Source organism: Natronospira sp., from assembly GCF_007134575.1.
Taxonomy (GTDB): domain Bacteria; phylum Pseudomonadota; class Gammaproteobacteria; order Natronospirales; family Natronospiraceae; genus Natronospira; species Natronospira elongata.
Genome location: NZ_SLKM01000175.1, coordinates 1 through 4,350 on the forward strand (window position 1 = coordinate 1; position 4,350 = coordinate 4,350).

General features: G+C 63.9%; 4 protein-coding genes and 1 pseudogene. All 5 read right to left on the minus strand.

The genetic code is table 11. The features are described from left to right. Positions 1-424: pseudogene (locus ACJWXQ_RS06840) on the minus strand (ABC transporter permease); the annotation flags it as partial. Beyond that, positions 424-1,179 (minus strand): ATP-binding cassette domain-containing protein, encoded by a 756-nt coding sequence (locus ACJWXQ_RS06845; protein WP_346050648.1) that lies wholly within the window; start codon positions 1,177-1,179, stop codon positions 424-426. The gene ACJWXQ_RS06845 and the pseudogene ACJWXQ_RS06840, both read right to left, overlap by 1 nt. 9 nt (positions 1,180-1,188) lie before the next feature. Further along, positions 1,189-2,610 carry an alpha/beta hydrolase gene (locus ACJWXQ_RS06850; RefSeq protein ID WP_406672443.1) on the minus strand — a complete coding sequence of 474 codons (1,422 nt, stop codon included), beginning with the start codon at positions 2,608-2,610 and terminating at the stop codon, positions 1,189-1,191. Positions 2,611-2,645: 35 nt separating this feature from the next. Further along, a complete protein-coding gene (locus tag ACJWXQ_RS06855; RefSeq protein WP_346050650.1) occupies positions 2,646-3,845 on the minus strand; it encodes an ABC transporter permease in 1,200 nt (399 codons plus the stop codon). Then, positions 3,842-4,350: DUF4162 domain-containing protein (locus ACJWXQ_RS06860; RefSeq protein WP_406672444.1), on the minus strand; the 509-nt coding region annotated here is incomplete at its 5' end. The genes ACJWXQ_RS06860 and ACJWXQ_RS06855, both read right to left, overlap by 4 nt.

Consider the following 4,350-nt stretch of genomic DNA (forward strand, 5'->3'; position numbering starts at 1 on the left):
AGGCATTGATGGTGTTGCGCACCCGCTGGATCTGGCCACTCAGGCGCTGGCGGGAGCGATCCGCATAAAAGGCCAACGGTGCCGGCCGGCCATCGCGCAGCGCCTGACCATAGTCTTCGTCGATGACCAGGACGAAATCCACCTCCCGTTCCCGCACCGCCTTTTGCGGCTCGCCATCGAAGTCTTCGATCTGCAGGCGATTCTCTGCCAGAAAGGCCATCAACTCCGGTGCATGCTCGGCCCCCATGACCGGAAGATCCAGTGGCCGTTCCGCCTCTTCCATGCCCATGGTGATGGCCGTGCCCATGAACACCGCGAACAGGATGGGCCCGAACAATGGGCCGAACAGCAGTACCGAGAGCAGTGTTCGCCGGTCCCGCAGATTGTCCTGACATTCCTTGAGATAAACGATCCAGGTGCGCATCAGCTCTGTTCCCCCGCGTCCGCCGTTTGCGGTGCCTCGGCCTTGGCGATGGCCCGGACAAAGACCTCTTCGAGATCCTCGCTGCCCATGGCCTGGCGCAGCTGGTCCGGTTCCCCCCGGGCAACCACCTGCCCGTGGGCAATGATCACGATCTGGTCACACAAGGCGGCCACTTCCTGCATCACATGGCTGGAGAACAGAATGCAGAAGCCATCCTGGCGCAGGTCGCGGATCAGATCCCGCAGTGCCCGGGTCGCCATCACGTCCAGGCCGCTGGTGGGTTCATCCAGGATGAGGTTGCGGGGATTGTGGACAATCGACCGCGCCAGGGCGGTTTTCAGTTTCTGTCCCTGGCTATAGCCTTTCGCCGGGCGGTCCACGAAGGCTTTCATGTCCAGGCGCTCGGCGAGATGCTCGATCCGGGCATCCAGCGATTCCCGGTCGATCCCGTTCAGGCGGCCGAAATAGCGGATGTTCTCCCGACCGCTGAGGCGGGGGTAGAGCCCCGCATTGTGAGGCATCACGCCCATCGCCAGACGCGCCTGCTGGGGGGCGTCCACCACATTGATGCCATCGACCCGAATCTGGCCAGCATCGGGCCGGATCGCCGTCGAAATCATCCGCAGACTGGTGGATTTACCGGCCCCGTTGGGGCCCAGCAGACCGGTGATCCGACCGTCCTCGGCACGCAGCGATACGTCTCTCACTGCCTCGACGTCGCCAAAGCGTTTTTGCAGGCCATTCGCCTCGATCATGATCGACTCCTAAGGTGCCGGGCCGGAGAAATCCAGAAAGAAAGGCATCGGCCGCATCGCCGACAGACAGTCGCTGTCCAGCCCAGCGGGATCGCGGTTTCTCAGAAAATCCCGGACCAGAAACGGCAGACAGCCATGATGAATCACATTGTGGCCCTTGCCCTTGAGGATCACATGGCGACTATTGTCCAGGGTCGCTGCGGCCTGGTCTCCCCACTCCGGGGGCGTCACCGGGTCCAGTTCCCCGGACAGCAGCAACACGGGCCGCTCGGAGGCCACCGCCTGATGAAAGTCCGCGGGAATGTCGGCCCGCGGCCATTCCGCGCAGGCCGCCTGGAGCAAAGCCAGGGGATTCAGGCCCAGCAGTCCGTCCTCCTCGCTGAACGGGGAGTCCTCGTCAATAAAGGAGATGTCTTCGCTGCAGACCACCGCATAATGGAGGGGAATGCTGAGGCTGCCTTCCAGCGATTCTCCAAGGGTGACCCATTGTGCCGCCAGCGGTGCCCAGTCATCCTCCCGGGCGGCACGGTGGATCAGCAGCGGCATGATGGCCAGAACATCCGGTTGGTAGGCGGCAAAGCGCAGTAGCTGCCCGATCCGCTGCCGGTTAAGCGCCACCTCGGTCCATTCGTGGCTGCGGGGGTGGCGAATGGAAACCTCCCGTTCCTCTTCCGCCACGGATTCCAGCAAAGAGCGCAAGCCTTCTTCCAGATCCGGAAAGGCCTCCCGGCAATCTTCAGAGGACTCGCATCGTTGCAGCATTCGTTTCACAGCCCGTTCCGCGAACGGTGCCAGCATGGGCCCCAGCACTTCGTCCGCAGGGACCACCCCATCCAGAATCAGCGAGGCCACCCGCTCCTCGAACCGCCGCAAATAGTGCAGGCCGAGGCGGCTGCCGTAGGACACGCCATAGACATGCCATTCCTCAATGCCGAGATGTTCGCGCACCGCGTCAAGGTCCTTCGCCGAGGCCTGGGTGGTGAAATGGCGGGGATCCCTGTCCAGGGCCTCGCGACAGCGCTGCATGGCCTGGCCAATTTCCTCCGCCGATTCCGCTTCCGCCAATCCCGCGTCCGGGCATTCGAGGCGGGCCGAGCCACCGGTGCCTCGCTGGTCCACCAGGACGATCGGATGGTTCTGGCGCACCGCGCCGAGCGCGCGAACATGGGGAATGAAGGCTTCCAGTGCCGCCTGGCCCGGCCCACCCGCCAGCATCAGCAAGGGCTCGCCCTCGGCTTCGCCGGCCCGGGGCGCAATCCATGCCGCCGCCAACTGAATGGTCTCCCCATCCGGCTGGGACCAGTCCAGGGGCACGGAGACTTCAAAACACTGTGCCGAGATGGTCTCTGGCAATTGGCCACTGCGCAGGCTGCAGGCCTCGTAGTCGGCTGGCGCCGCGCTCGCGGCAAAGAACAGGGCAGCTATCCACATCGCTTGAGATCTCCGATTCCAAGCCCGAGCCGAGCTCAGCCTTCGCGACGCCACAGGGCGCGCAGCATCTGGCCCCAGCCGGGCTCCTTGCCGTACATGAGAATACCGGTGGCAAATATCCGTCCCGCCGCCCGTCGGACCCACCACACCGCCGCCGCCAGCAATACCAGGGAAGCGGCCAGGGCCAGGGGATCAACGCCGGCCATCACATGGCGGGCAGGCATCGCCGCCCAGGAGGTCGGCGGGAACCAGGACATGAACACCATGAAGGGACTGTCGGGCATGTCCAGACCGGTGAATACCAGCACCAGCGGCAATATGGGCAACAGCATCAGGCTCGACCGGGAGGAGCTGTTGGGGTCATCAATGGTGGCTGCGATGGCCGCCAGGATGCTGTTCCAGAACAGCAGACCCAGGAGCGCGAAGCCCAGGATCCAGAATGCGCTGCCCAGGGGCGGCAACCAGGCCGAAAGATCGGGCAAGCTGCCGCTGACAATGCGGTAGGCCAGCAGCCCCACCAGCCCCCAGAGGGCGACATTGAGCAGTGATTTCAGGCCCAGCACGGTGAGACCGAGAATCTTGCCATCCACCCAGGTTTGCGGCCGGATCATGGCCAGCATCTGTTCACAGACCCGCTGCTGCTTCTCCGTGGTGATACTGGCGAAATAGTAGGCAAAGCTGTTGAATACGGCGAGCAACATCAGCCCCAGCACCACCAGGGCGAAAATCCGGGAGCCAACGGCTTCCCCTGCCTGGCCGGTATCGATACGCAGGGCCAGGGGGCGTGACAGGGCCTCATACTCGGCCACTGAGAGGCCGGCATCCATCAGTGCCTGCTGCCGTGCCAGCTGGTTCAATATCTGGTCCAGGGATTCCTGCCAGCGGGCCTCTCGGGCCGCCAGCAGCACGGCGTTGCTGTTCGAATGCAGGATTAGCAGACCGTCCAGCGTACCCGCCGCTACCGATTCGGCAAGCGTATCCCTTGCGTCGGCCTCGGCGTTCTGGAAATAAAAGCGGTCCAGCTCACCCGCCGGCAGGGCCAGGTGCTCGCCGCCGATGACCGCAACCTTGAACTGCTGACCACTCTGGTAGCGGTCCATCAGCCAGACCCCGCCATAGACCAGACCGATTATCACCCCCATCACCAGCAGGGCAATCAGTTCCTGCCGCCATTTGAAATAGCGCATGAACTCCCAGCGCGCCACACTCAAGACCGGACCATTTCCCCTGTTCATGCCGTCATCTCCTCGGCGTCATTCTTTTCGCTGTTCGGCCCCTTTTCGCCGACGGCATGGAGGTAAATGTCATGCAGGCTCGGTCGCTCACTGTGCAGGGCCTCGATCGCGCCCAGGCCCTGCAAGGCGCCGAGCAGCTCGTTCATGTCGCTGTCCGAGGCCAGACTCAGCCGCAGCCGCCGCTCGTCGAGCCGCCGGCTATCCTGCACACCCGACAGTGAGGGCAGTTCGCGGGGGGGCTGGTCGCGGAACTGGACTTCCAGGGCGGTACCGAGACCGCTGTCGTGACGCAGGCTTTCCAGCGTCCCGGTCATGGCCTCCTGGCCCTGATTCATCAGCAGGATGTTGTCGGCGAGACGCTCCACCAGGGCCATCTGGTGAGCCGACAAAAGCACCGTCATGCCTTCCGCCCGCAACTCTCTCACCAGATCCAGAAAGCGCTCCTGGTTGACCGGGTCGAGCCCGGAAAAGGGTTCATCCAGGACCGCGAAGCGGGGCCGGTGGA